A 23,562-nucleotide genomic window follows, 5' to 3' on the forward strand; every position below is an offset into this window, starting at 1 on the left:
CGGGGGGTCGTCGCTTGGTCTCGCCCCCGGGCGGGGTTGTTGTTCCGCCCCCCCCCGCCCCCCCCCCCGCGGCCCCCCCCCCGCGCCGGGGGGGGGGGGGGGGGCCCCCCCCCCCCCCACCTCTCCTCCTGTTCGGCGCCCTTTCCGCGAGTCTTTCGAAACCCTCCGATGGCCATCCCTGCGGGGAGGTCTCGCGGTCGCGCGAGCGGCTCCCTCGTTTCACCGGCCAGGAGACCGTGAGGAGGCGCGCCCCTTCCAGTCCGCACCGGTCACACAAAATGACCACTGGACAACAGTCAGTTTTCCTACATGATTAGTTGGGTATCGATTCCGGCTACGAGTTCAGGAGTTCACCGTGGCACTCATCCAGCCCGATCCCACCTTCTACCCGTCGGCCCGTGAGGCCATGACGGCCCCGAAGGAGGAGCTCGCCTACGTCGCACTGCTCGCCGCGACCGGCGACGGCCGGCCCGACGGGCTCGCCACGATCGACCTGTCGACCGGGGCGATCGCCGACGTGCACGACATGTCCGTCCCCGGCGACGAGCTCCACCACTTCGGCTGGAACGTGTGCAGCGCGGCCCTGTGCCCGTACGCGCCACACCCGCACGTGGAGCGCCGCTACCTGGTCCTTCCCGGTCTGAGGTCCAGCAGAATCTACATTTTCGACGTCAAGGACGACCCCCGGCGCCCCAAGCTCGTCAAGACGATCGAACCGGAGACGATCTTCGAGAAGACCGGCTACAGCCGCCCGCACACCGTCCACTGCGGCACCGACGCCATCTACGTCAGCGCGCTCGGCGACGTGGACGGCGACGCGCCCGGCGGGATCTTCACGCTCGACCACGACACCTTCGAGCCGAAGGGCCGCTGGGAGGCCGACCGGGGGACGCAGCGGCTGCACTACGACTTCTGGTGGCACCTCGGGCACGACACGATGATCTCCAGCGAGTGGGGAACACCCAACCAGATCGAGCCGGGACCCTCGCTGGAGCTTCTGGTCGGCCGACAGTACGGTCACAGGCTGCACGTCTGGGACCTGGCCAAGCGCAGGCACCTTCAGGAGATCGACCTGGGCGACCAGCACCAGATGGCCCTGGAGCTCCGGCCCGCCCACGACCCGACCAAGACCTACGGCTTCGTCAACACCGTGATCAACGTCGAGGACCTGTCGGCCAACATCTTCACGTGGTACCTGGAGGGCGGCGTCTGGAAGGCGCGCAAGACGATCACGATCCCGGCCGAGCCCGCCGACCCCGACCTGCTGCCCGAGCCGCTCAAGCAGTTCGGCGCCGTGCCACCGCTGGTCAGCGACATCTCGCTCACCCTCGACGACCGGATCCTGCTCGTCTCCGCCTGGGGCACCGGCGAGCTCAAGGCGTACGACGTCTCCGACCCGTTCGCGCCACGCGAGACCGGCTCGGTCCGGATCGGCGGGATCGCCAGGCGCGACGGTCACCCGGCGGCTCAGGGCCGGGCGCTGAACGGAGGGCCGCAGATGGTCGAGGCGAGCAGGGACGGACGGCGGGTCTATTTCACCAACTCGCTCTACCGCTCCTGGGACGACGTCTTCTACCCCGACGGCATCTCCGGCTGGATGGCGAAGGTGGACATCGCCGACGACGGTTCGATCGCCCTCGATCCGGATTTCTTCGTCGACTTCTCCTCCGACGGCCGCCGCGCGCACCAGATCCGTCTGCAGGGCGGCGACTCCTCCTCCGACTCCTACTGCTTCCCGTGATCCCGGCCACCTTCCCACCGGACGTCGACACCTTCCCACTCTCCGCGAGGCGCACCCGATGGATCTGACGTCCCTGATCATCCTGGCCGGGCTCGGTGCCTTCCACGGCCTGAACCCGGCCATGGGCTGGCTTTTCGCGGTCGCGCTCGGACTGCAGGAGCGCTCTCGCGAAGGAGTGCTGCGCGCGCTGCCGCCCATCGTGCTCGGCCACGCGGGCTCGGTGCTGATCACGCTCGTCCTGGTGTCGGCGGCCCGGCTGGCCGCCCCGCCGAAAGCGGTCTCGTACGGCGTGGCGGCCGTGGTGTGCGGGTTCGGCCTCTGGCGGCTGCTGAGACGGCGCCATCCCCGCTGGGTCGGCATGAAGGTGACGAAGTGGCAGCTGGCCGGGTGGTCGTTCCTGATGGCCACCGCTCACGGGGCCGGGCTGATGGTGCTCCCCGTCACCCTGCACAGCGGACATGGCGGGCACGGGGGCCACGAAGGGCACGACGCCGCCGCGCTGGCCTCACAGAGCCTGCTGACGACCGGGGTGCATACGGTGTCCATGCTGGTGACGACGACCGTTCTGGCCCTCGTCGTCTACGAGCGGCTGGGCGTGGCGGTGCTCCGCAAGGCGTGGTTCAACCTCGACCTCGCCTGGGCCGTCGCCCTCATCGGGGCCGGCGCCTTCGCCGCGATCACCTGATGCCGCCCGGCAGGCGAGCCGAACCCCACGCGAACCGGGTGAACCGCCCGGCGGCGGCGTACGTTTCAGGATCATGCGCCGACTGTTACCCGCCCTGCTGGCCGTCGCCGCCCTCTCGGCGTGTGCCATGACCGAGTCCAGTGTGATCACCGCGAAAGGGGTGGAACGGGAGACCCCGAAGGATCCTCCGATCGAGGAGACCGTACGCGGTCTGACCTCCTTCGGGCACGCCCTGTTCGTCGCGACCGCGAAACCCGGGGCCAACACCGTTCTGTCGCCTCTGAGCATCGGTTACGCCTTCGGCCTGGCGAGGGCGGGAGCCGCGGGAGACACCGCCACCGAACTCGACGCGGTCTTCGGCTTCCCCTCCGGCGGGCCGCACACCTCGCTCAACGCGCTCACCAGGCAGATCGTCACGACCGACGCTCCGCCTCCCCTCCCAGAACCGGACGCGGAGCGGGACGCCCAGGCGGGTGCGTCCGAACCACCGGTCGTGGGCATCGCCAACGACCTGTTCACCCAGAAGGGGTTGAACGTCAAGCCCGAGTTCCTGCGTACGCTCGCGGCGCAGTACGGCACGGGCGTGCGCCAGGTGGACTTCACCGGCGACGCCACGGAGGTCATCAACGCCTGGGCCGAGGAGCGGACCGCGGGGCGGATCAGAAAGGTGTTCGACGACCTGCCCGCGCAGACCAGGCTGGTCATCGCCAACGCCGTTTACCTGCGGGCCGACTGGACGGCACCGTTCACCGACGCGCCGGAAGAGGGCGCCACCTTCACCCGTGCGGACGGTACGACGACACGCACGACCCTGATGCGCAAAGACGGCTTCCTCCCGTACGCGGCGGGATCCGGCTGGCAGGCTGTGGAGCTGCGCTACGCCGGAGACGAGCTGGCCATGTGGGTCCTCCTGCCGCGAGCGGGCGGTTCCCCCGGCGACCTGCTCTCCCCCGTTGTGATGGCGGAGGTGGCGCGTGGGCTTGAGGAGCGGCCGGTGCGGCTCGCCATGCCCCGGTGGGACTTCTCCACGAGCCTGGATCTGGCGGAACCGCTCGCGAGGCTGGGGCTGCGGGGGACCGACTACTCGGGGATCACCGACGGGGCCCTCCTCGACCAGGTGATCCACCGCGCCAACATCACCGTGGACGAGTGGGGTACCGAGGCCGCCGCCGTCACCGGCCTCGCCTTCCTCCTGTCGGCCCCGGCCCCGCCAGAGGCGGAGATCCGTGCCGACCACCCGTTCGCCTTCGTGATCGTTCACCGGCCGACGCTGACCCCGCTGTTCGTCGGCCAGGTCGGCGACCCGGCCGCGTGAAGACGCCCGAGCGTGTGAAAGCGACCTGACTGTGTGAAGGCGCCCGACCGCGTGAAAGCAACCTGACTGTGTGAAAGCGAGCCGACCGTGTGAAAGCGAGTCGGCCCGCCCGGCGGAAGGCCCGCGAAGACCCCGCTGTCCGGCGGGAGGTGACCGCGCGAGAGCGCGATCCTTCGCGGACTCAGCGGGAGAAGGGGAGCAGGCCCTTGTCCACCACGGTCCGGCCGAAAACGCGGGCCAGCTCCGCCAGGCGGGCCAGTTCGTCGTCGGAGAGCGCGGCGTACGCGGGCAGCGCCAGCTCGTCGGTGCGGTCCTCGATCCGCTGCCTGAGCACCGCGCCTTCCTCGGTGAGCTCGTCGCCGGCGAGCAGGCCGCGCCCGCGCAGCCCTTCCTCGGCCGAGGCCCACTCCTCCTCGGACCAGTCGCGGCTGAGCTTGAGGAACACCGTGGGGACGTGCCCGGCCGCGGCGTGCAGGACCAGCGCGTCCAGCGGGCCGATGCCCTCGGCCAGCAGGGTCGCGACGTGCCCGTCACCCCGGAACTCACGAAGCAGCGTCTGGGCGTGCCAGAGCCGCTGAAGCGGCTCGGAGGGCCAGGGCAACGCGGCGTGCGCGGCGAACAGCGGGCGCCCCTGGGGATGCTCGCACGCCCTCTCCGCGGCGCGGACGGCGAGTTCCGTCGTCTCGGCGAGGGTGTCGATCTCGTGGATCCCGGCCCGGCGCAGTGCCGCTCCCGCGGCTTCGAGACGGGCCGCGAGCAGCTTCTCCGGGGTCGTGACCTGCCACGCGGCGGGAAGTGCGCGCCGCACCAGGGCGGGGTGGAAGTTGTAGAAGGTCGCGATGACCAGCTCGGCGGAGGCGGTGCCGAAGGCCGCGGCACGGGAGGCGAAGTAGCCTGCGCGGTCATCGAGGCCGAGCGCGGCGTAGCGCTCGGTGGCCTCGGGCACGAAATAGATCATCCCGTGGACGGGCTCCAGGCGGCGCCAGGCTTGACGGGCGAGCCGGACGTCGGTCATCACGCCTCCAGTTCAGTGGAACGGTCGGGGTCCTCGGTCTCGTGCCGGGCGGAGTCGGCCCCCCTGCATACCGACCGGCCGGTCTCCAGGAACCTATTCCTACCCGCCAGTAGCCGTCAACGGCGGCGCACCACGAAGACGCCCCAGCCGAGGTATCGCCTGCCGTACTCGACGTGCGAGCGACGGGAGCGCTCCAGGAAGTCGCGCACCTCCTCGGCCTCCAGGTCGTCGGGGTTGCCGCGCAGCCAGTCGCTCAGCGTCCACCACTGGCTCGCCATGTAGCGGTCCCAGCTGTCGGGGTCGGCGAGGACCATCTCCAGCACCTCGACCCCCGCCGCCTCGAACCGGTCGAACGTCCCGGCCAGCGAGGTGAAGTCGTCCGGGCCGAAGCCGAACGACTCGTACGCCCCGGCGGGCGGCTCGGAGGTCCAGTACGGCTCGCCGACGAGGAGGATCCCGTCGTCCTTCAGTGCGGGGAGCATCAGCTTGACCGTTCCCTCCAGCCCGCCGCCGATCCAGGTCGCCCCCAGACAGGACACGACGTCGAACGCGCCCGCCTCCGCCCGGTAGGCCCCCGCGTCGCCCTTCTCCAGGCGGACGCGATCGGCCACCCCGAGCTCCTCGACCCTGGCGCGCGCCGCGTCGAGGAAGACGTCGCTGATGTCGACGCCGACCCCCTCGATCCCGTGCGCGAGGGACCACCGGCAGAGCATCTCCCCCTTGCCACAGCACAGATCGAGCAGGCGCATTCCCGGCCGGAGCCTGGCGACCTCGCCGAGCAGCGCGAGCTTGTCGTCGGTGAACGGGTTGAGGATGCGATGACCGCCCTCGGCGATCTCGTGAAAACGCAGCGACATGGTCGCCATACTCACCCGGTGCCGAACCGCCGGACAACCGGTTATCTCCGGGCGCGACCCCGACGAAGGGGCAGGAGGGGTTGCGGCTGACACGGTGTCAGCCCCTATACCTGGAAGCACCATGTTCAGTATCGGAGAGTTCTCCCAGCTCGGCCAGGTGTCGGTGCGCATGCTGCGCCACTACGACGCGATCGGCCTGCTCAGGCCCGCCCATGTCGCCCCGGACAGCGGCCACCGCTTCTACCGGGCCGACCAGCTGTCACGGCTCAACCGCGTCATCGCCCTGAAGGATCTCGGCCTCACCCTGCGCCAGATCTGTTCGATCCTGGACGAGCGGGTCGACGCCGCGGAACTGTACGGGATGTTGCGGCTGCGCCGCGCCGAGTTGGAGGAGCGGATCGCGGCGGACACGGCCCGGCTCCTCCGGGTGGAGATACGGCTCACGACGATCACCAAGGAAGGCCACATGCACCCCGAAGAGGTCCTTCTCAAGCCGATCCCCTCGACACGCGTGGCGGAACTCACCGCCGTCGCGGCCAGCTACGAAGGCGAGGACATCGGCCCCGTCATCCAGCCCCTCTTCGCCGAGCTGTGCCGGCGCGTCGAGGCGGCCGGTGTGAAGGTCACCGGGTACGGCATCGCCCGCTACGAACCAGAGGCCGACGGCCGGGTGATCGTGCACGCCGGGCTGGAGGTCGCCGCGGAGACGAGCGACGGCCACGACTTCGCGGTCGTGGACCTGCCGGAGATCGAGCAGGCCGCCACGATCATTCACCGCGGCTCGATGGAGAAGGTGGGCCCGACGTTCCAGACGCTGGCCCACTGGATCGACGAGCACGGCTACCGGGGTGTCGGGCTGGCCCGGGAGGTCTCCATCGACTGTCCCGAGGGCGACTACGACAACTGGGTGACCGAACTGCAGATGACGGTCACCCGGGCGTGACGTCGTCCGCGGGCGGCGGTCACCCGCGGTCCGGCATCGCGAACGACGGGCCGCCGAGGCGATCTCCCCCCGTGGACGACGTCACGCGTCCGAGGTGACCAGGTCACCGAGGCGGCGGGCGTTCCGCTGGAGCTTGCGCCTGAGCATGCGTCCGAGAATGGGAGCGCGCAGGCGCAGCAGACCCGGGGGCCTCACCCGGAACCAGATGGTCAGCAGGCATCGGTCGTCATCCAGGGGCACGACCGATCTGCCGCCCACGACCTCGATTCCCGATGTTCCCCGCCAGAGGAACTCCCTTCCCGGCACCACCGAGGTCACCACACCGCTGATGTAGTAGACGCGTCCGGCGAAACGGAACATCTCCTCGGTGGTGGTGCCCGGGACGACGATTCCCGGCGGGTCGGGCGCCATCGTGGTCACGCCCGCACGCCAGCGGGGGTCCTGGCCGAAGTCGGCGACGATCCGCCATATGTCGGCCGCGGGGTGGTCCATCTCGATCGAGACCCTCACCTCGATCACAGCTCGTACACGGTCCCTGTCGGCCGCTCGGGCTCGGTCCGCGGGCGGGCCTGGGCAACGTCGGCGGCGGCGTCGTCGCGTGAGGCTGGAGCGGAAAGGACCGGCACGGGGTCCCTACGGGGGCCCGACGGGGCGTCGTGTTCGACGCCGGGGGCGACGTTCTCCGTCCAGTGTTCCCCGGTCATCGCCCCGCTCTTTCCCGTTAAGCGAAATCAGTCGATGAACCATATCGAATATGTATTTGTCATGAATGCTAACTAAAAGGGGGTTTCGGGGGGCGTCCCGACGCCCCCCGAATGTCGCGTAGGCCGACGCCGGTGCACGACGCCCCACGATCACCACCGATCAGAGCCGACGGCTCACGATCGTCACCGGCCTGGCCGGGCGATCCACGATCACGGCTGGTCGGAGCCGGTGGACTCGGGGACACGGACGGTGATGCCGCCGGGCACGACCTTGGCCTTGAGCTCGGTGACGCTGCCCTTCGCGCCGCCGTCCAGCTCGTAGGTCATGGGAGTGGCGAACGTGGCGGTCATCTTGCGCGCCCGGGTCATCCTGACGAACGGCGACTCGTCGGACCGCCCCACGCTCATCCGGCCGAGCACGCGGGCCCACTGGATCGGCCCCTCCGCGGTGGTCACGCCGATCTCCAGCCATCCGTCGTCGGGACGCGCGTCGTCGAACGCCTCGACACCGCCGGTGATGGTGCCGACGTTGCCCAGCAGCAGGCAGCTCGCCTCACCCTCGAACCACGTCACGCCGTCGATCTTGACCTTCATCCGCACGAGCTCTCCCCGGACGTGGCGCAGTCCCGTCCAGACGTACGCCACCCGCCCCAGACGGTCCTTCAGCCCCCGGTCGGCGTCCTCGATCATCGCCGCGTCGAAGCCGACCCCGGCCATCACGGCGAAGTGCTCCCCGTTGACCTTTCCGAGGTCCAGCTTCCTGCTCTCGCCGTGAAAGGCGATGTCCACGGCCTTGGGCAGGTCCTCGGGGATGCCCAGGTTCTGCGCGAAGAGGTTCGCCGTCCCCGCGGGGAGGATGCCGACCGTGACACCGGAACCCGCGAGCGCGTCCACGCAGCGCTGCACCATGCCGTCGCCACCCCACACCAGGACCAGGTCGGCCCCTTCCTTCAGCGCCTTCTTCGCCTTCTTCGGCGCCTTCTTGCTCTTGGGCACCTCGTACCAGAGCAGTTCACCGACACCCTCGTCGGCGAGCAGCCTGCGCAGCTCGTCAAGCCCTCCGCCGAACGTCTTCTTCTGGTGGGCGATCACCGCGACCGTGCCGACCTTCTGCTTCCGGGGCAGCATCTGACCTCCTGTAACGCCACGTCGGATCCCCCAACGGCTGCCCTCACCCCGAACCGGCAAACGTCAGCCGAGGCGGTCGGCCCGGCCGAGCAGATAGCGCCGTTCGATCTGGTTGCCGGTCAGAGAAGCGGCCTCACGGTACAGCCTCGCCGCGTCGCCCACGTTGCCGGTCATCTGCAGCAGGTGGGCGCGCACGGCGCGTTCGCGTTGCCTGATCAGCGGGTCACGGTCGAGCCGGAAGCGGCGGTTGAGGTCGTCGAGCAGGGCCAGTCCTCGGGGCGGTCCGTACGCTTTGGCCACGGCCACCACCCGGCTCAGCCGTACCGGTGGGGTGGGGGTGAGCCGTTCGAGCCACAGGTAGAGCGCCGCGATCTGCGGCCAGTCGGTCTGCTGCGGCGAGGTGGCCGCGGCGTGCACGGCCGCGATCGCCGCCTGCAGCTGGTAGGGACCGACCTCGCGGCGGCTCCAGACGCCGTCGATCAGCTCGGTGCCTTCACGGATGAGGTCGCGGTCCCATCGCGACCGGTCCTGCTCGTCCAGGGTCACCAGCTCGTCGTGGCCGCCGGTACGGGCGGGACGGCGGGCCTCGGTGAGCAGCATCAGCGCGAGCAGGCCGGTGATCTCGGCGTCGGCGGGCACGGAGGCGTGGAGCGCGCGGGTCAGCCGGATGGCCTCGCCGGTCAGGTCGACGCGGGCGAGCCGGTCACCGGTGGAGGCGGTGTAACCCTCGTTGAAGATCAGGTAGAGCACCCGCATCGCGGCGGCCATCCGGCTGTCGCGGTCGGTGTCGGCCGGCGGGGTGAAACGGGCGCCGGCGCGGGCCAGTTGCTGCTTGGCGCGACTGATCCGGGTGCCCATGGTGTTCTCCGGAGTTCCATGGGCGTGCGCGATCTCGGCGGTCGTGAGGCCCCCCACGGCCCGCAGCGTAAGCGCCACCTGGGAGGTGGCGCTCAGTGCGGGGTGGCAGCACAGCAGCAGCAGGGCGAGGCTGTCGTCGGTCTCCCGCGCGGGGCCCGGCCGACGGCCCGGTTCCCGCATGACCAGTTCGGCGACGCCGGCGTCCTGCTCGCGCCGGCGTCGGGCCTGGTCGGCGCGGAGCAGGTCGACCATTCGCCGGTAGCCGATGCGGATCAGCCAGCTGCGCGGATTGTCCGGCACGCCGTCGGCCGGCCAGGTGCGGCTCGCGGCGAGCAGTGCCTCCTGCACCGCGTCCTCGGCGACGTCGAAGCGGCCGAAGCGCCGTACCAGCGCGCCGAGCACCTGTGGCGCCTCGGTGCGCAGCAGGTGCTCGATGCCGGCGTTCATACCGGCGTGCGCCTTCCCCGCCATCCTGCCGACCGCCGGTTCGGCATGGTCGGTCACGCTGTGAAGTCCTCGCCCATGATCGGCCTGATCTCGATCGGCTCACCCAGCACCTCGACGATCCGCGAGCCGATCTCCACCGCTCGTTCCTGACCGGATACATCTATGACGGCGAAGCTGGCCAGCACCTCCTTCAGCTCGGCGAACGGTCCATCGATCGCCACCACGCCGCCGGCGGTCTTGCGGACCGTGGTGCTGACCGCGGGATGACCGAGGCCCTCGCTGCCGACGAACTCGCCGGTGGCGATCAGTTCCTGCTCGAACTTCTGGTAGGCGGCGAACGCCGCCATCGCCTCCGCCGACGGGGTGTCGGCGGTCGCGGCGTCCCAGGCTGCGGCCGGGGTGTAGCTGAGCAGCAGGTACTTCATGGTGCGTCCTCTTTCCGAACGTTCGGGAAAGCGTATGCGAGGTCAGGTGGGGCGGCGCAGGGACAGGGCCAGGACGGTCGTCCAGGTGAAGGCGACCAAGCCGTTGACGGCGATCTGAATGCTCATGTGATCGGGCGACATGGGCAGTAGCAGGACGATCGCGGCGGTGCCGTTGCCGATGGCCGCCGGTACGGCCCGGCGGCGGGCGCACCGGACGGCCAGCACGACGGCGGCGATGGCCAGCGCGGTGAAGGAGACGGCGGCCGCGACCGAGTGCGTGATGCCGTGCCAGGACATCTGCGCCACCGGCCCGTCGGAGGTTCCGGCGGGGAAGCCGTTCTCCGGGTCCATGGTGAACACGCCCGCAGCGATCATCCCTGCCCCGAAGACCCCGATGAGGATGGGCAGCGCCCGCCTGCCGATCCCCTCGGTGAGGGTACGGCCGACACCGCCGGCCAAGGCCAGGCCGCCCAGACCGGCGAGTACGAACGTGGCGATCTGGATCCAGCCGAGATCACCGGTGGAGAGCTGACTGATCGGATGGCGGGTGATGTCGAAGCCCTCGCGGGTGAGCATCTGGACGGCCGCCGAGGTGAAGAACACCGGCCCTGCCAGGGCTCCGGCGAGCAACAGGTGGCCGACCGAGCGGCGGACGGCAGGACTGCCGGTGGCGGCCGGGGTGTGAGGCGCGGTGGTGGCCATGACTTCCTCCTTGGTGGGTTCCTTCCGCTACCTCGGGGCCGGACCCGGGCTCTCGACACGATCGCGATGTGATCTGAAACACATCCGACTCGCGTCGAATCTCCCAAGCGCGCTCCGAGGTACCGGCAAGCAGTCACCAAGGCCACAAGGAGAATGAGATGTCCGAGACGACCCAGACCTACCGGCCGAGCGTCGACGTGCGGGCCCTGGATCGCCTGGTCGGCACCTGGGCGGTCACCGGCGGCGCCGAGGGAACCGTGCGGTACGAGTGGATGCCCGGCGGCTTCTTCCTGCTCCAGCATGTCGACCTCACCCAGTTCGGCCAGTCCGTCACCGGCCTGGAAGTGATCGGCAACCTGCGCCCGTTCGGCGAACCGGCCGCCACGGACGTGGTGTCGCGCTTCTACGACTCGACCGGCAACACCCTCGACTACGTGTACGAGCTGACAGGCGACAAGCTGACCATCTGGGGCGGCGCGAAGGGCGGCCCGGCCTACTACGAAGGCACGTTCAGCGCCGACGGCACCACCGTCACCGGTGCCTGGGTCTACCCCGGCGGAGGCGGGTACGCCTCCGCCATGACCCGGATCTGACGTCGGCACCTTGCCGGCCCGGCAGGCCGAGGCCTTCCGGGAACGCCTCTCCAAGGCGGCGCGCGCACCAGGGCCCCTGGCGGTGTCGACCAGATGCCCGGCCGGAACTCATGGTGAGCCGGCACGGGCAGGTCGTACACCACCGCTCCTGCGGCATGGATGACCGTGACAACGTGGTCATCCGGATTTACTCGATGACCGAACCCGTCACCTTGGTCGCCGCGACCCGCTCCCGCGTGACGCGCGGGCGCCGACCCGGCAGCCCGAACGTCGGGTTGGCGACACTCCAGGCGGCACCCCTGCAGACCAACTCCTTGTAGACGGCCGCGAGCCCTCCGGTCAGGACCGTCCGCAGGGCGCGGTCGTCGGCTGTGACGTACTGGATCAAGCCCTCCTTCCGGCCCAGTGAGACACACTGGTTGACGTAGCGGATCGGCGTGTTCGGGAGTCTCCCGCCGGTCAGGCGTGCCGCGATCGCCCCGGCGGCCTGCCACGCGGTCGGAATTCCCGAGGCGCACGACATCCGCAGCGGCTTGTCCCCCGGGCCCGTCACCATCGCCGCGTCGCCGACGGCGTACACCTCCGGATGCGAGACCGAGCACATGGTCTCGTCGACCACGATCCGGCCGGTGCCGGTGACCTCCAGGTCGGTCGCCCCCGCGATCGGGTGGACGGCGAAGCCGGTGGTCCACACGGTGACCGCGGCCGGGATGCCCCCGCCGCCGTCGGTGGTGACGCGCTCGGCCTCGACCTCGGTGACGGCGGTGTGCTCGTGCACGGTGATCTTGAGCTTGTCGAGGACCTTCCGCAGGTGCTCGCGGCCCCTGGGCGAGAAGCGGTCACCGAGGTCGCCGCGGACGGCGAGCGCGACGTCGAGGTCCGGGCGCGCCTCGGCGATCTCGGTCGCGGCCTCCAGGCCGGTGAGACCGCCACCGACGACGACCACGGTCTGTCCGGCGCCCAGGCGGGCGAGGCGCTCGCGCAGCCGGAGTGCTCCGGGACGGCCGGCGATCTCGTAGGCGTGCTCGGTGCTCCCGGGGACGCCCTGGGAGTTCCAGCCACTGCCCAGGGCGTAGACGAGCGTGTCGTAGGCGAGTTCTTCCGCGCCGTTCGCGTCGACGACGGCGACGGTCCTGCCGTCGACGTCGACGCCGGTGACCTCCGCGACCCGCAACTCGACGCCGGTGCCCGCGAACATCTCGCTGAGCGGCCGGGGCTTGAGGTCCTGGCCGACCGCCAGCTGGTGCATCCGGACGCGTTCCACGAAGTCGGGCTCGGCGTTGACAAGGGTGATGGCGACGTCCTCGCGGCGCAGCCGCCTGGCGAGGCGACCGGCGGCGATGGCTCCGGCATATCCGGCTCCAAGAACGATGATGCGGTGCTGCATTCCCCTGCTCCCATCTCGTGCGGATTTGCCCCTTGAACCGGGCGGCCCGCCGTTTCCTGACAGGAACGCGATGTGAAGCACCTCACACAGCGATCGAGAAGTGATCAGGAGGCGCCGAACAGGGGCTCCCCGTGGTCGGTGGCCGCCCAGCGCGCGGTCGCGCGGTCGAGCTTGTCGGGATTGACCTGGTGACGGAACGCGGCGATGCCCTCGGCGGTGACCTCCAGGCACATGACACCGACGACCCGGCCGTCCATGACGGCCACGACGGCAGGGTCACCGTTGGCGGTCCAGGCGTACACCTCGGGCACGCCGCCCACCACGGCGCGTACGCCCTTGCCGAACGCGAACAGGCCCCGCAGGAACTTCGCGACCGCGACGGAGCCCTCGAACGCCGTGGCGCGGGCCGGGACCTTCCCTCCACCGTCCCCGATCGAGACGGCGTCCTCGGTGAGCAGGCGCACGAGCGATTCGACCTGACCGCTGGCCGCGGCCGCCAGGAACTCCTCGACGATCCGCCGGGTCGCGGCCTCGTCGACCTCGGTTCGGGCCCTGCCGTCCGCGACGCGCTTCCTGGCCCGGTGGAAGATCTGCTGGCTGGCGCCCTCGGTGATGTCGAGGATCTCGGCGATCTCCCGGTGCGAGTAGCCGAAGGCCTCCCGCAGCACGTACACCGCCCGCTCGTTGGGATGGAGGCGCTCCATGAGAGTGAGGACCGCGTACGAGACCGATTCGCGCTGCTCGGCGGTCTCGGCCGGGCCGAGCATCGGGTCTCCGGCGAGCAGCGGCTCGGGAAGCCACTGGCCCACGTAGGTCTCGCGGCGCGCCCGCGCGGAGGTGAGCTGGTTGAGGCACAGGTTGGTGAGGACCTTCGTCAGCCAGGCCTCGGGGACCTCGATGCGGCCGACGTCGGCGGCCTGCCAGCGCAGGAACGTCTCCTGCACGGCGTCCTCGGCCTCCCCGCTGGAGCCGAGGAGGCGGTAGGCGATGGCCTCCAGACGCGGCCTGGAGGCCTCGAACCGGCCGACGTCGTTCGCGGTCAACGGCATGGCCCGATCCTAGGTCGCGCGGCGCGAATCGGCTGCCACGGTTCAATCAGGGTTCCGGGAACGGAGGGTGATCGCTTCACGGGGACAGCAGTCCGCCACCTCCCCGGCCAGCGAGATGTCGTCCGGGTCGGTGGAGATGAGCAGGTCCACATCCCGCGCGAGATCCTCCCTCCCCTCCATGGTGAACCCGAGACGCGTCGCGATCACGGAAGGCGGAATCGGCACCGCGAACTCCGCCACCAGATCCCGCTCCTGCCCCGGTTCCCAATCTTTTATGGTCAGGTCGATAACGCGCCGGATATCCTCCCGCCATTTTTCGACGGCGCGCGGGGTGAACGCGCTCATGGCGCACCGCCGGACCCGGGTGTGCTGCGGCGGATCGAGCCCCGGAATGGGCTGCGCCAGTATGCTCTCTCCGCCGATGGACAACCCCGCCGCATGGAATTCGGCGCTCCCGCGCCACTCGGCGGTGCTGAACCGCGTGTCGGCGAGGATGACCTGAGCATCGTCGTATCTGGTCACCACCCACATGGGGACGTCGCCGAGCGGAAAACATATCGATGAACAGGCGAGTTGACCCGCAACCAGTCAAGCGCCGTATAGGGATCACGAAAATAATCGGAGCCGAAAAGCTCGAACGGGGCGACCGTGTCAGCCATACGAGGATTCCTCCCGCTGCCTTTATCGCCCGCATCGCATGTCGCATATCCACCGCAGGAAATAGGAGGCCCGCAACGGAGCCACCACACAAAAGGCGAACGTCGGCCACCGGAAGAGACCTGTCAGCAAAGGCGCAGCTACTCGGCCCCAAGGCACTCGCCCCGGACTCCGAGCGGGAGGGCCCGGGGGTCGTCCTGTCGGGTAAACGAGAACGGGACCTGCGGGAAGCCGCCTCTGAAGACGGACCCGCAAGTCCCGGTCACACGTGGAGCTATGGGGATTCGAACCCCAGACCTCCTCCATGCCATGGAGGCGCGCTACCAGCTGCGCCATAGCCCCTTGCGATGCAGATGAAATCCTAGCCGATTCGGGACAGTCCTCGCGCCCTCATTCCGGCCGCGAGCGCGACGGCCGCGGAGCCCGCGGCGCTCGCGGTGATGATGCCGAAGGAGATCACGTACGCGTCACGGGAGGGGACGGAGGTTCCCGCGATGGTGATCGAGGTGAGGAGCGCGGAGGTCGCGGCGCCGGAGAGGCTGCCGCCGATGGAGCGGACCAGGGAGTTGATGCCGCTCGCGATGCCGCTCTGGTCCCTGGACACGTGCTGCACGGCGAGGGCCCCCAGCGCGGCGTAGCCGATGCCGAATCCCAGGCCCTGTACGGCGTTGGAGCCGACCAGATGGAGCACCGAGTCGTTGAAGAAGGTGAACCAGCCGAATCCGGTGGCGCACAGACCCGCGCCGAGGGCGAGGGAGTAGGCGGCACCGAGCCGGGCGGAGAGACGGCCCGCCGTGAAGGAGGCGAGCAGCATCGTCACGGTGCTGGGCAGGGCGTAGACGCCGACGTCGAGGACCGACCCGCCGAAGCCGTACCCGGTGGACGAGGGCGTCTGGATGAAGCCTGAGACCAGGGTGAAGGAGCCGAACATGGCGAAACCCAGGAGCATCGACGCCACGTTGGCCGGCAGGGACTGACGCCCGACGAGCAGGTGGAGCCGTACCATCGGCGCCCGGAGCCGCAGCTGACTGAAGACCCAGACGGCACAGAATCCGCCCGCGCCCGCGAACAGCCACAGGACGACTCCCGAGCTCCAGCCCCAGTCGTTGCCCTTGGAGATCGCCAGCAGCAGGCAGACGAGCCAGGCCGACAGCAGTGCCGCGCCGATGAGGTCGGGACGGCCCCCGGCGCCGGCTCCGTCTCCGGGAGCGCTCAGCACGATGAGAACGATCGCGAGCGCGCTGAGCCCCGCCGTGATCCAGAAGACCGGGTGGTGGTCGGGAGTGCGGTCGGCGATCAGTCCGGTGACGATCATACCGAGGCTGCCGCCGACCCCCATGGTGGCGCTCACCACCCCGATCGCCGTCATGACCCTGCCGGGCGGGAAGGTGTCCCTGATCATGCCGATGGCCAGCGGGATCAGTGCCGCCGAGGCGCCCTGCAGAGCCCGCCCGGCGATCAGCACGGGGAGGGAACCGGACAGGGCGCAGACCAGCGAGCCCAGTACGAGCAGGCCGACGGTGAACAGGATCATCCGCTTCTTGCCGTACATGTCCCCGAGGCGCGAAAGCAGCGGCGTGGCCACCGCCGCGGCGAGCAGCGAGGCGGTGAAGACCCAGGTGACCTCGGCCACCGACGCACCGAAGGTGACCATGAGCCTGGGCAGCAGCGGGATGACCACGGTCTGCTGCACGGACACGACCATCCCGGCGGTGGAGAGCGCCACCAGGGTCAGCCAGAGCTGCCTGCCCTGCCGTGTGGTGCCAGGTTCGGCGAGGGTCGTTCCCGTCACTGCCCGCTCCTCCGCTGTCGACTGCCGCCTTCGCATGGTAAAGGGCGACGGTAAACAACTGTTTACCGGGTGGCGGTCGGCCGAACCCCCTCGGCCTTTCCGCCAGAACGGGCGACGCGCGTCAAGTCCGTGATCGGCGTCACCTCGTCATGCCGGTGTCATGCCCCGGTGTCATGCCGGTGCGGCTCGCGCCGCCCCCGAAGGGACGCGAGCCACACCGACGCGGTCGATCAGCGCGCGGGGGACCGCTCGTCCTCCAGATATACCGGACGACCGGCGTGCCAGCCGGTCACGAACTGGACGGCGACCACCGCGAACAGCAGCAGGAACGGCAGCGTCCAGCCGCCGGTCGACTCGTGCATGACGCCGACGACCAGGGGCCCGGCACCCGCGATGAGGTATCCGACACTCTGCCCGAAGGCCGACAGCGCGGCCGTCGCCTCGGGAGTGCGGGTGCGCATGGCGAGCATCGTGAGCGCGAGGGGGAACGACCCCATGCCGACGCCCACCAGGCTCGCGAAGACCCAGGCCAGGCCGGAGGGACCGAGCCAGAGTCCGAGGAATCCGACGGTGTAGAAGACGACGAAGGCGGCCACCACGGGCCTCTGGTCGGAGAACCTCGACGCGATCGAGGGCACCAGGAGCGAGACCGGGATGCCGATCGCGGTGAAGACGCCCAGCACCAGGCCCGCCTGCGCGGTGGTGTAGCCGCCGTCGGTCAGGATCTTCGGCAGGAAGCCGAACATGATGTAGGCGACCATGCTCTGGGTGCCGAAATAGGCGGCGACCGCCCAGGCCAGCCTGCTACGGAGCAGGGCACGGGCATCTGTGCCCTCGCTGCCCCCGCTCGCGCCGCGCCGCTCCGGCTCACTGCGCGAGAGCGCAAGCCACGGAATGGCGGCGACGGCCGCGAGCGCCCCCCACACCCCCAGGGCAACGTGCCAGTTGCCGTCGGTGGCCCGCTGGATGGGCACGGTCGCGGCGGCCGCGAGCATCGTGCCCACCGCGAGGGCGGTGGTGTAGACGGTGGTCATGGTCCCGGCCCGGCCGGGGAAGTGACGCTTGATCAGGCTGGGGATGAGCACGTTGCCCACCGCGCCGCCCGACAGCGCCAGGGCACTGCTGTAGAGGAACACCTCGGCCGAGCCCACCATCGAGCGGATGAGCAGGCCCGCACCGAGGACGATGAGGGCGAGGAGCAGAAGGCGGTGCTCTCCGACCCTCACGGCGAGGGCGGGCGTCACCGCGCCGACCGAGGCGAAGATGAGCACCGGGAGCGTGGTGAGCAGCCCGGCTCCGACCGCGGTCATGCCGAGGCCGGAGGTTATCTGGTCGAGGACCGGTCCGACGCTCGTGACGGCGGTACGCAGGTTCAGTGCCGCGAGGACGATTCCCAGTACGAGCAACCAGGCGAGAGAGCCCGTGGTTCCACCGGTGCGGCCCCTGGTCTGATGGGTGAGCACGCTCATGCTGGTTTCAGTCCTCCTCAGTGGTTTCATCCAATCGTAGGATGATTGGCTGACCCCGACTGTAACAGGAGTGAAACTTCAGTTTGTTCCTGACCTGGCGTGTCGAATCCGAACGGGCGCGAATCACTGACAACGTGAAAGCCGGGCCACGCTCCTCTTTACAGAACGTGGCCCGGCTTTCTCACGCACCGGTACGACTCCCCGGCCTCCGGATGCCCGGAATCCCGGACGGTTCGGGCGGCGGACGCCTGGGCGGCGTCACCGAGCGCGACTTGGGATCGGACGCGCGGCCCGGGACCGACCGCACCGGACGCGCGCCTCGGACGAGAGTCCCCCAGGTCCGGGCGGCGGTTTCCGGGCACGCGGCCCCGGCCGACGAGCGTCAGATACGCGGCCCCGGGGTGAGCGGCGGCTCCTCACCAGGCCTGCGCCCCGCCGGGGGCAGCGGCTCACCACCGGGCGGAGGAAGATCCGGGTCCGCCGGGTAGGGCTGGCCCACCGTACGCGGAGGCACCGGCTCGTCGAATCCGTGACCGCCTCCCGTACCGGTGCCGCGGTGCTCCCCCAGGCCCCGGTCGCCCAGAGGTCGGTCGGTGACCCCACCGGTGCCGGCGACATCGCCGCCGCGCTCGTGCGGGCCGGGAACGTCGCCGCGCCACGCGCCGGTCTCGTCGCCGCGCGACTCGACAAAGGTCTTGAAACGCTCCAGGTCGCCGCGAACGCGCAGCCGGACGAGCTGCAGCCAGTCACCGACGGTCTCGACGAACCCCTCGGGGTCGTACTCCATCTGCAACGTGACCCGGGTGCTGTCGGGGCCGAGATGGTGGAAGGTCACCACACCCGCCTGGTGCGGCTTCTCCAGTGACTTCCAGGCCACCCGCTCGTCGGGGTGCTGCTCGGTGATCTCCGCCTCGAACTCCCGGCGGACCCCCGCGATCTCGACGACCCACGCCGTACGCGTGTCGCTCAACTGCTTGATCGACTCGACGCCTTCCATGAACTCGGGAAAGCTCTCGAACTGGGTCCACTGGTTGTACGCGGTCCGGATCGGGACGTTGACGTCCACTGACTGTTCAATCGAGCTCATGACCGTGCCTCCCTTGTGGTTTGGTCGGTTCGGGAAGCAGACCTGCCCGGTGAGGCACGGGCCTAACTAGCGGCGCCGCAAAAGCCAGTAAAGGCCCAGGATCGGAAGCACAAACGGGATGAAAAGATATCCACTCCCGTAACCCGACCAGACCGTGGCACGCGGGAAAGCCTCGGGGTCGACCATGCTGAGCGTTCCCACGATGAGCACCCCGGCCAGCTCGACGCCGCAGGCGACGAGCGCCAGGGTCCTGTTCCCCCTGGCCAGCGCCACGGTGAGCAGGATGTAGACGGCCGCGGCGAACGCCGACAGCGCGTAGGCCACCGGTGCCTCCTGGAACCGGGTGGCGATCTGCACGGCGGCACGCGCCCCCGCGGCGAGGGCGAAGACTCCGTAGACCGCCACCAGCGCGCGTCCCGGCCCGCTGCCGATCGCCGGTTCGCTCACGGCAGCCCCTGCCAGATCTGGAGCATCCGCCCGACCATGCCGGGGATCGCGAAACCCGCCACCGCGATCACCGCGGGCCCCCAGCGCGACCGCTCACCGATCCCCCAGAACGCCGCCACCGGCGGGATCACCAGGCTGCCCGCCAGATAGCCGATGAGTGTGGCCGTCTCCGCGGGCCCCTCACCTCTCACCAGCGCGGCGATCACGAACCCGGCCTGGACGAGCAGGCCGATCTCCAGCACTCCGAGCGCGACGAGGAGCGGTCTGCTCATCGCCCTGTTCCTCGCCGTGCTCACGAGCGCGAAGATCCCGACCAACAGCGACAGCAGGATGAGGCCGGTCGCGAGCGGGCCGATCATCGAGACCTCAGGGGATCGAAAAGCATGGGCAGCAGGGTACTGCCCGGACCCCTCGCCCTCCGCTCCGCGCCACGTACTCTGGGTCCGTGGAGAGGATCCTGGTCAGCGCCTGCCTGATGGGACGGAAGGTCCGCTACGACGGGGCCGCCAAGACGAGCGGCGACGCCCTGCTGGCCGCGTGGCGGCAACAGGGGCGGCTTATCCCGTTCTGTCCCGAGGTCGAGGGCGGTCTGCCCGTGCCGCGCCCGGCCGCGGAGATCGAGGGCGGCGCCGGAGGTGAGGCGGTGCTGTCCGGGGCGGCCCGGGTGCTGACCGCCGAGGGCGCCGACGTCACGGAGGCCTTTCTCTCCGGCGCGCGGGCGGCGCTCGCCGCCGCGCGGACCCACGGTGTGAGGGTGGCGATTCTGAAGGAGGGCAGTCCCTCCTGTGGCAGCCTGGTCATCTACGACGGCGCCTTCGGGGGCGGGCGCGTGCCCGGCCACGGGGTGACCACCGCCCTGCTCGAACGGCACGGCATCGCGGTCTTCTGCGAGGAGCGCGTCGCCGAGGCCGCCGCGCGACTGCGCGAACTCGGCGACCGGCACCCAGGCCCCACCTGAAGACCGGCCCCGCGGCTCCCCACTCGCCCCGGTGTCCATCAGGGCCGGCCTAGTACTCCCACAGGTCGGTGCGGCCCTCCGCTCCGATGCAGAAGACCGCGGAACCGTGCTCTCCCTGGACGAGGTCGACCCTGATCCAGCCGGTGGCCGAGGCGACCTTGGCCTCGTAGCCCGCGTTGGGCGCGGCGGCGATCAGACGGCACACGCCGTTCTCGATGGCGAACGAGACCGAACCACCCTTGACGTTCACCACGCGCAGGTTCTCGGTGGAGATCGATCGCGTCCTGGTGGCCGTCGCCCTGGGCGTGGTGGGCGACGAGGTGGCCGCCTGGGTCCTGCTCGATTTGGAAGGCGCGGACGACGGCCCGGAACGGGAGGAATCACCCTCCCGCGTGCGTGCCGGCGCCGCGGCGGTCCTCGACGGGGAGGGGGCGGAACTCGGCCTGGCGGTGCCGCGTGCGGGTGCGGTGGAGCGGGGCGCCGGGGTCCGGTCCGGCGCGGAGGAGGCCGCGGTCGGCGTGCCGAGCACCTGCGGTCCCGTGGGCGCTCCCCGAGGGAGTCGCGAGTCTCCCGTACGCCCGATGGCGGCGTTGATGGGTTCGATGCTCGCGTCCTCGAAGACCTCGCTGCGGAGCACGTCGCGGACGCCGAACCAGGCAACTGAGATCGCCAGGACGGTGGCCCCGCACCACACCGCTATGAACCCCAGCGTCTGCCGCATATCGTGAATTATTACGTCATATGTCCCACTGTTCACTACCGTTACATGACATGGCGACGGTGCTAGTGGTCGAAGACGATGAATACGTACGATCCGCGATCATCCAGGAACTCAGCAGGCGCCAGCACGCCGTACGCAGCGCGGGGCGTGCGCTCGACGCTCTGCGAGAGATCACCCAGAACCCCCCGGACGCGGTGGTTCTCGACCTCGGGCTGCCCGACCTGGACGGGGCAGAGGCGCTCAAGATGGTCCGCAGCGTCTCCAGCGTCCCGGTCATCGTGGCCACGGCCAGGGACAACGAGGCGGAGATCGTCCGTCTCCTCCAGGCGGGGGCCGACGACTACCTGGTCAAACCGTTCTCCGGCGACCACCTGAACGCCCGCCTGGACGCCGTGCTGCGCCGGGCGCGGAGCGCGACCCCACCCCCGGTCCTGTGCGTCGGCGCTCTGTCGGTGGACCTCAACCGGCGCGAGGCCCACCTGGACGGCGCCCCGCTCACCCTCACCAGGCGCGAGTTCGACCTCCTCGCCTATCTCGCCACCCGCGCCGACCGGGTGGTCTCCCGCAAGGAACTGCTCACCGAGGTCTGGCAACAGTCCTACGGGGACGACCAGACGATCGACGTCCACCTGTCATGGCTGCGGCGCAAGCTCGGCGAGAGCGCGTCCTCCCCCCGCTACCTGCACACCGTACGCGGCGTGGGGGTCATGCTGATCACACCGCCGTGAGGCGGACCCTCGCCTTGCTCACCGTCGCGGGAACCTCGATGGTCGCCCTCGCCTTCCTGATCCCGCTCGGGCTCATCGTCAGGGAGATCGCCCACGGCCGGGCCATGGCCGAGGCGGAGCGGCAGGCGTCGGCGCTGGTCCCCGTGCTGGCCATCACCGTCGATCCCGACCGGCTGACCCACGCGCTGCTCAGCACCGGCGCGCGGGACCGGATCGCGGTCCACCTGCCCGGCGGCGGCTCGGCCGGTACCGTGAGGGCCCCCGCGGAGACCGTGGCCGCGGCCTCTCGCCTGACCCGGGCCATCACCGCCGAAATGGACACCGGCTACCTCCTGCTGCGCCCCGTCGCCCTGGACGGCGACAGGACCGTGGTCATCGAGATCTTCATCCCGCCGGCCGACCTCACCCGAGGTGTCGCCTCGTCGTGGGCGGTGCTGAGCGGGGTGGCCGCGGTGCTCGTCGCCGGATCGCTCCTGGTCGGCGACCGGCTGGGCGTGCGCGTGGTGCGCTCGGCCCGGCGGCTGGGACGGGCGGCGAGTGCCCTGGGCGCCGGGGACCTCAGCGTCCGCATCGAGCCCGAGGGCCCGCCCGAGCTCGTCGCGGCCGGCGAGGCGTTCAACAGCATGGCCGACCGCGTGACCCAGCTGCTGGCCGCGGAAAGGGAGATGGCCGCAGACCTGTCGCACCGCCTGCGCACCCCCCTCACCGCGCTCCGGCTCAGCCTGGACCACCTGGGACCCGAGGCCGAGCAGAGCAGGAGCGCGCTGAGCCGCCTGGAGACCGAGGTGGATCAGATCATCGCGGCGGCGAGGCAGCCCTCCCGCGCACCGGAGCTCGTCCACTGTGACGCCGCCGAGGTGCTGCGCGAACGGCTCGCCTTCTGGTCGGCGCTCGCCGAGGACCAGAGGCGCCCCTGGGAGCTGATCGGCGCCTCGGAGAGCGCACGGGTGCCGGTCGCGGCAGGAGAGCTCAGCGCCGTGGTGGACGCCCTGCTCGGCAACGTCTTCCGGCACACCCCCCAGGGCACGGCGTTCACGGTGACCCTGCACCAGGGCTCGGGCACCGTCGGCGTGCTGATCGCCGACGCCGGTCCCGGCATCGGCGACCCCGAGGCGGCGCTGCGGCGCGGGACCAGCGGGGCGGGGTCCACCGGGCTCGGCCTGGACATCGCCCGCAGGCTCGCCGAGTCCTCCGGCGGCACCCTGCGGATCGACGCCTCCTCACTCGGCGGCGCCAGAGTCCAGCTCTGGTTCCGCACCGACCCGCACGACCGTCCCCCGCGTACCGCCCGACGTCTGGTCGGCGGCCGCTGGTCCCGCAGGAACGCGAGGCGCTGAGCGGCGCGGCCGGGAACGTGTCGTGGACCGTGCGGAGAGTGCGCCGCGGCCGGTACGGGGCCGGCTCACGAAGCGCTTCTCCGGATGTCGGCCAGAGCACGCGTAGGCGAACGGCCGAACCTCGACCGGATCACACGGAGCGCAGGGCGTTGCCCGGACCACGCGTAGGCGGACATTGGTTAGATCACACGTAAGCGCACCTTAAGCAATGCTCAAACAGGCTGTTTTACCATTCCGGCTGCTCGATCATGAAGGGGAACGCGGACGTCACCCCGCGTCCATGGTTTCCGGCTCGCCCCGCCGCGCCGGTCTCGCGTCCAGACGGAGGAGGCGCGACCGGCACGGCGGGCGAGCCGGGAACTCGCCTTCGCGGTCTCGTCTGACGATCCGTGATCGAAGCGCTCCGTCGCGAAGAACCGGAATGACGTTCGCCTTCCAGGGACGCGAGAACGGCGGGCGTCCCCGCCCCACCTCCTCGTTGACCCGCTGACTCGGTTCGGCCGACGTGTCGTCCCGC

At 70.4% G+C, this 23,562-nt stretch carries 26 protein-coding genes and 1 tRNA gene; 9 read left to right on the plus strand and 18 right to left on the minus strand.

Translation table 11 applies throughout. The features are described from left to right. Positions 1 to 355 precede the first annotated feature (355 nt). From ACIBH4_RS37750 to ACIBH4_RS37760, 3 genes are all read left to right on the plus strand, one after another. A complete protein-coding gene (locus ACIBH4_RS37750; RefSeq protein WP_362769583.1) occupies positions 356 to 1,741 on the plus strand; it encodes a selenium-binding protein SBP56-related protein in 1,386 nt (461 codons plus the stop codon). A 58-nt stretch (positions 1,742 to 1,799) separates the two neighbouring features. Beyond that, positions 1,800 to 2,426 carry a hypothetical protein gene (locus ACIBH4_RS37755; protein ID WP_362521655.1) on the plus strand — a complete coding sequence of 209 codons (627 nt, stop codon included), beginning with the start codon at positions 1,800 to 1,802 and terminating at the stop codon, positions 2,424 to 2,426. A 73-nt stretch (positions 2,427 to 2,499) separates the two neighbouring features. After that, the gene (locus tag ACIBH4_RS37760; protein ID WP_362521657.1) at positions 2,500 to 3,741 is read left to right on the plus strand and encodes a serpin family protein; all 1,242 of its coding nucleotides are present in this window, start codon (positions 2,500 to 2,502) and stop codon (positions 3,739 to 3,741) included. A gap of 181 nt (positions 3,742 to 3,922) precedes the next feature. Here ACIBH4_RS37760 and ACIBH4_RS37765 read toward each other — a convergent pair whose 3' ends face one another. Continuing rightward, positions 3,923 to 4,756, minus strand: coding sequence for a hypothetical protein (locus ACIBH4_RS37765; protein WP_362769581.1), 834 nt, complete (start codon positions 4,754 to 4,756; stop codon positions 3,923 to 3,925). A gap of 116 nt (positions 4,757 to 4,872) precedes the next feature. Continuing rightward, entirely contained in the window at positions 4,873 to 5,613 is a 741-nt protein-coding gene (locus ACIBH4_RS37770; protein ID WP_362769579.1) for a methyltransferase domain-containing protein, read from the minus strand. A 121-nt stretch (positions 5,614 to 5,734) separates the two neighbouring features. Between ACIBH4_RS37770 and ACIBH4_RS37775 the strand changes: the two genes are divergently transcribed. Next, the gene (locus ACIBH4_RS37775; RefSeq protein ID WP_362769577.1) at positions 5,735 to 6,556 is read left to right on the plus strand and encodes a MerR family transcriptional regulator; all 822 of its coding nucleotides are present in this window, start codon (positions 5,735 to 5,737) and stop codon (positions 6,554 to 6,556) included. 81 nt (positions 6,557 to 6,637) lie between these two features. Here the strand turns inward: ACIBH4_RS37775 and ACIBH4_RS37780 are convergent, their stop codons facing one another. The 6 genes from ACIBH4_RS37780 to ACIBH4_RS37805 all read right to left on the minus strand — a co-directional run bounded on the left by ACIBH4_RS37780 (position 6,638) and on the right by ACIBH4_RS37805 (position 10,820). Then, positions 6,638 to 7,075: an SRPBCC family protein gene (locus tag ACIBH4_RS37780; protein ID WP_362521664.1), complete on the minus strand. Its 438-nt coding sequence runs from the start codon at positions 7,073 to 7,075 to the stop codon at positions 6,638 to 6,640. Continuing rightward, positions 7,072 to 7,260, minus strand: a complete 189-nt coding sequence (locus ACIBH4_RS37785) for a hypothetical protein (protein WP_362521666.1) — start codon at positions 7,258 to 7,260, stop codon at positions 7,072 to 7,074. Before ACIBH4_RS37785 ends, ACIBH4_RS37780 begins: the two co-directional genes overlap by 4 nt. Positions 7,261 to 7,470: 210 nt before the next feature. Further along, the gene (locus ACIBH4_RS37790; protein ID WP_362521668.1) at positions 7,471 to 8,388 is read right to left on the minus strand and encodes a diacylglycerol kinase family protein; all 918 of its coding nucleotides are present in this window, start codon (positions 8,386 to 8,388) and stop codon (positions 7,471 to 7,473) included. A 63-nt stretch (positions 8,389 to 8,451) separates the two neighbouring features. Then, a complete protein-coding gene (locus tag ACIBH4_RS37795; RefSeq protein ID WP_362769574.1) occupies positions 8,452 to 9,750 on the minus strand; it encodes a DUF6596 domain-containing protein in 1,299 nt (432 codons plus the stop codon). Further along, the gene (locus ACIBH4_RS37800) at positions 9,747 to 10,118 is read right to left on the minus strand and encodes a YciI family protein (protein ID WP_362769572.1); all 372 of its coding nucleotides are present in this window, start codon (positions 10,116 to 10,118) and stop codon (positions 9,747 to 9,749) included. The genes ACIBH4_RS37795 and ACIBH4_RS37800 overlap by 4 nt, the downstream gene beginning before the upstream one ends. Before the next feature lie 42 nt (positions 10,119 to 10,160). Then, the gene (locus ACIBH4_RS37805) at positions 10,161 to 10,820 is read right to left on the minus strand and encodes a DUF998 domain-containing protein (RefSeq protein ID WP_362521673.1); all 660 of its coding nucleotides are present in this window, start codon (positions 10,818 to 10,820) and stop codon (positions 10,161 to 10,163) included. Positions 10,821 to 10,978: 158 nt separating this feature from the next. Here ACIBH4_RS37805 and ACIBH4_RS37810 point away from each other — a divergent pair, with 158 nt between their 5' ends. Then, positions 10,979 to 11,413: a hypothetical protein gene (locus tag ACIBH4_RS37810; protein WP_362521675.1), complete on the plus strand. Its 435-nt coding sequence runs from the start codon at positions 10,979 to 10,981 to the stop codon at positions 11,411 to 11,413. A gap of 187 nt (positions 11,414 to 11,600) precedes the next feature. On the opposite strand, the gene ACIBH4_RS37815 is transcribed toward ACIBH4_RS37810, so the two are convergent. The 9 genes from ACIBH4_RS37815 to ACIBH4_RS37855 form a co-directional block, all read right to left on the minus strand. Beyond that, entirely contained in the window at positions 11,601 to 12,800 is a 1,200-nt protein-coding gene (locus ACIBH4_RS37815) for an FAD-dependent oxidoreductase (protein ID WP_362521677.1), read from the minus strand. 104 nt (positions 12,801 to 12,904) lie between these two features. Continuing rightward, complete coding sequence (sigJ, locus tag ACIBH4_RS37820; RefSeq protein ID WP_362769570.1) at positions 12,905 to 13,849, minus strand: RNA polymerase sigma factor SigJ; 945 nt, start codon at positions 13,847 to 13,849, stop codon at positions 12,905 to 12,907. Positions 13,850 to 13,891: 42 nt separating this feature from the next. Beyond that, a complete protein-coding gene (locus ACIBH4_RS37825) occupies positions 13,892 to 14,371 on the minus strand; it encodes a hypothetical protein (RefSeq protein WP_362521680.1) in 480 nt (159 codons plus the stop codon). A 404-nt stretch (positions 14,372 to 14,775) separates the two neighbouring features. Further along, a tRNA-Ala gene (locus ACIBH4_RS37830) sits at positions 14,776 to 14,848 on the minus strand. Positions 14,849 to 14,867: 19 nt separating this feature from the next. Next, a complete protein-coding gene (locus tag ACIBH4_RS37835) occupies positions 14,868 to 16,298 on the minus strand; it encodes an MFS transporter (RefSeq protein ID WP_362521682.1) in 1,431 nt (476 codons plus the stop codon). 230 nt (positions 16,299 to 16,528) lie between these two features. Beyond that, on the minus strand, positions 16,529 to 17,767 hold the full coding sequence (locus ACIBH4_RS37840) for an MFS transporter (RefSeq protein ID WP_362521684.1): 1,239 nt from the start codon (positions 17,765 to 17,767) through the stop codon (positions 16,529 to 16,531). A gap of 382 nt (positions 17,768 to 18,149) precedes the next feature. Continuing rightward, positions 18,150 to 18,854: an SRPBCC family protein gene (locus ACIBH4_RS37845; RefSeq protein WP_362521686.1), complete on the minus strand. Its 705-nt coding sequence runs from the start codon at positions 18,852 to 18,854 to the stop codon at positions 18,150 to 18,152. Between the two features lie 66 nt (positions 18,855 to 18,920). Next, on the minus strand, positions 18,921 to 19,301 hold the full coding sequence (locus ACIBH4_RS37850; RefSeq protein ID WP_362521687.1) for a hypothetical protein: 381 nt from the start codon (positions 19,299 to 19,301) through the stop codon (positions 18,921 to 18,923). Further along, entirely contained in the window at positions 19,298 to 19,660 is a 363-nt protein-coding gene (locus ACIBH4_RS37855) for a hypothetical protein (protein ID WP_362521689.1), read from the minus strand. The genes ACIBH4_RS37850 and ACIBH4_RS37855 overlap by 4 nt, the downstream gene beginning before the upstream one ends. Positions 19,661 to 19,746: 86 nt before the next feature. On the opposite strand from ACIBH4_RS37855, the gene ACIBH4_RS37860 reads away from it, so the two are divergent. Further along, a complete protein-coding gene (locus tag ACIBH4_RS37860) occupies positions 19,747 to 20,259 on the plus strand; it encodes a DUF523 domain-containing protein (RefSeq protein WP_362521691.1) in 513 nt (170 codons plus the stop codon). 49 nt (positions 20,260 to 20,308) lie between these two features. Here ACIBH4_RS37860 and ACIBH4_RS37865 read toward each other — a convergent pair whose 3' ends face one another. Beyond that, positions 20,309 to 20,509: a hypothetical protein gene (locus tag ACIBH4_RS37865; protein WP_350945828.1), complete on the minus strand. Its 201-nt coding sequence runs from the start codon at positions 20,507 to 20,509 to the stop codon at positions 20,309 to 20,311. Here ACIBH4_RS37865 and ACIBH4_RS37870 point away from each other — a divergent pair. Genes ACIBH4_RS37870 through ACIBH4_RS37880 form a run of 3 tightly spaced genes read left to right on the plus strand, consistent with a single transcriptional unit; the run spans position 20,499 to position 23,045 of the window. Then, entirely contained in the window at positions 20,499 to 20,987 is a 489-nt protein-coding gene (locus tag ACIBH4_RS37870; RefSeq protein WP_362521693.1) for a hypothetical protein, read from the plus strand. The genes ACIBH4_RS37865 and ACIBH4_RS37870 overlap by 11 nt on opposite strands. Before the next feature lie 43 nt (positions 20,988 to 21,030). Then, complete coding sequence (locus ACIBH4_RS37875; protein ID WP_350945826.1) at positions 21,031 to 21,708, plus strand: response regulator transcription factor; 678 nt, start codon at positions 21,031 to 21,033, stop codon at positions 21,706 to 21,708. Then, on the plus strand, positions 21,705 to 23,045 hold the full coding sequence (locus ACIBH4_RS37880) for an ATP-binding protein (RefSeq protein ID WP_362521695.1): 1,341 nt from the start codon (positions 21,705 to 21,707) through the stop codon (positions 23,043 to 23,045). The genes ACIBH4_RS37875 and ACIBH4_RS37880 overlap by 4 nt, the downstream gene beginning before the upstream one ends. The last annotated feature ends 517 nt before the right edge of the window (positions 23,046 to 23,562 follow it).

The sequence above is a fragment of the Streptosporangium sp. NPDC050284 genome (assembly GCF_044459525.1).
GTDB lineage: Bacteria > Actinomycetota > Actinomycetes > Streptosporangiales > Streptosporangiaceae > Streptosporangium.